2 protein-coding genes are annotated in these 2,344 nt (G+C 73.3%); both read left to right on the top strand.

Annotated features, from left to right (window positions below; all coding sequences use genetic code 11):
* A partial coding sequence (locus tag EAO76_RS42440; RefSeq protein WP_316248419.1) for an MFS transporter occupies window positions 1–1,366 on the top strand: 1,366 nt, incomplete at its 5' end.
* Window positions 1,367–1,549: 183 nt separating this feature from the next.
* A complete protein-coding gene (locus EAO76_RS42445; protein ID WP_148841552.1) occupies window positions 1,550–2,206 on the top strand; it encodes a hypothetical protein in 657 nt (218 codons plus the stop codon).
* Window positions 2,207–2,344 lie beyond the last annotated feature (138 nt).

Genomic DNA, 2,344 nt, shown 5'->3' on the forward strand with positions numbered 1-2,344 from the left:
GTCGGCCCAGTTGCGCAATCCGCCGGGCGGCCGCAACGCGCGGATCATGCTGCTCGCCCTGGCCGTGGACCGCACCGGTTCGGGGCTGTGGGCCGCGTCCTCGGTCCTCTACCTCACCTTCGTGACCCAGCTGAGCGCCCAGCAGATCGGCGTGCTGCTGGGCACGGCCGGGGTGGCGGGCATCGCGGGCTCGCCCCTGGCCGGACGGCTCGCCGGGCGGTTCCCGGTGCGCCCGTTGCTGATCGGCTGCCACCTGCTCAGGCTGGTGACCCTCGGTCTGGTGCTGATGTGCGCGGACTTCGGCGCGCTGCTTCCCGTCATCGCCGTGACCTACGTGGGCGACCGGGCGGCGAAGACCCTGGAGATGCTGTTCGCGACCCGGACCGCGGGCGAGCGGCGCGCCGCCTACCAGGCGCTGTCGCGCAGCGCGGCCAACGCGGGCTACGGCGTCGGCGCCGGGATAGCGGCGATCGGCCTGGCGGTGGGGACCACGGACGCCTACCGGGCCCTGATCCTGGGCAACGCGCTGTCGTTCGTCGTGGCCGCGGTGTTGGTGTGGCGCACGGACGAGGCGCGGGAGAGGACCGTCGAGGTGGCACGGTCCGGTGCCCCGGGCGCCGGCGGAAGCGCGGCCCCGGCCGACGGCGGACGCGTCACTCCCGCCGGGGGCGGGCACGAGGCCCCCGCCGCCGGTGCGCGCGGGGCCTCTGCCGACGGTGGGCGCGAGGCCCCCGCCCGCAGGACCGGCCCGTGGCGGGACCGCGGCTACCTCGGGTTCGTCCTCCTGGACATCCCGATGAACCTCGACGACTCGATCCTCGCCGTCGGCCTGCCGTTGTGGCTGGTGGAGCGCACCTCCGCGCCGCACGCCCTCGTACCGGCCTTCCTCGTCATCAACACCGTGCTGGTCGTGGCGCTCCAACTGGGCGTGTCGAAGCGTGCCGAGGGGCCGCGCCGGGCGACGCGGGCGGTGCTGCTGTACGGGGTCCTGACGTTCGTGTGCTGCGGCTGCCTGGCCGCGGCGGCCCTGGTCGGCACCTGGGCGGCCGCGGCCCTGCTGCTCGCCGCGGCGCTGCTGGTCACCCTGGCGGAGCTGATGCGGTCGGTGAGTTCGTGGGAGCTGGCGGTCCTGCTCGCGCCCGAGGACGCCCGTGCCGCGTACCTGGGGGCGGCCGGGATGTCGCAGTCCGTCCAGAAGTCGGCGGGCCCGCCGCTGCTGACCGGTGCGGTGATGGCGGCCGGTCCGGTGGGATGGCTGGTGCTGGGGACGGCGGTCGCGGGTCTGGCGGTCGTGCAACAGCGTTCCTGTGCAAGGCGGTTGGGCGTCGAGGAGCCCCGTACCGGTCAGACCCTCCCGGTCGGCTGACGCGCGTCCCGCCCGGTACGCCCCGCCTCGATGCGCGCCCCGGTACCTCCTGTCGACTCCCTGTCGCACCAAGGGACTTCCTGGCAAGATGTTCGCCCTTGCCGGTGCCGGGATTCCTCCGGCGCAGGGGGACAGGGGCGCGGGGAGGGGGTCCCCGCGGACCGGAGGGGGACGGGGGCGGCCGTGGCGCTGATGGAGCAGGACCGGGAGATCGTCGAGCGTTACCTGAAGCCGCCGGAGGACCGGATCCTGGACGACCGGCTCGTCCAGGGGATTCAGCTGACCCGTTTCTGGTTCGGCGTCTCGATCGCGATGCTCGTGGAGATCCCCCAGTCGGTGGCCCACGACGTCGCGCTGATGAACTGGCTCGGCAACTGGCTCGCGTCCGGGGTGGTCAGACTGCTGGCGGCCCCCTTCCTGCTGCTGGTGACGCTGCCCCTGATCGTGGCGGCGTTCGCCTTCCTGCTCGTGCCCGGGGCGGACCGGCGGCGGGTGGTGGGGCGGTTGCGCGGGCCGGCCGTCGCCGTCGGGATGTTCGTGGCCCACTGGCTGCTGCTCGTGGTCACCGCGATCGGACCGTTCCTGCTCGGCCACTACACGAACGTGCTGGTGGGCGGGGTGACCTTCCTGGCCGGAATCCCGCTGCTGCTGCGCGCCATCGGCTTCGTGAGCATGTCGGTGCCGTGCATCGCCCGCTACATGTTCCGCACCATGGAGATCCACCAGGCGCTGCCCGCGCTGCTCACCGTGGTGCTCTCGTGGGAGCTGCTGCTGATGGGGGAGCTGTTCCCGGTCCGCATCGTGCACGACGGCTACGACAGCCCCCTGTGGCTGTCGTAGCCGTCGTGCACGATGCGGACCGGGAACAGCTCCCCCATCAGCAGCAGCTCCCACGAGAGCACCACGGTGAGCAGCGCGGGCAGCGCCTGGTGGATCTCCATGGTGCGGAACATGTAGCGGGCGATGCACGGCACCGAC

Source organism: Streptomyces sp. sk2.1 (assembly GCF_008120935.1).
Classification (GTDB): domain Bacteria; phylum Actinomycetota; class Actinomycetes; order Streptomycetales; family Streptomycetaceae; genus Streptomyces.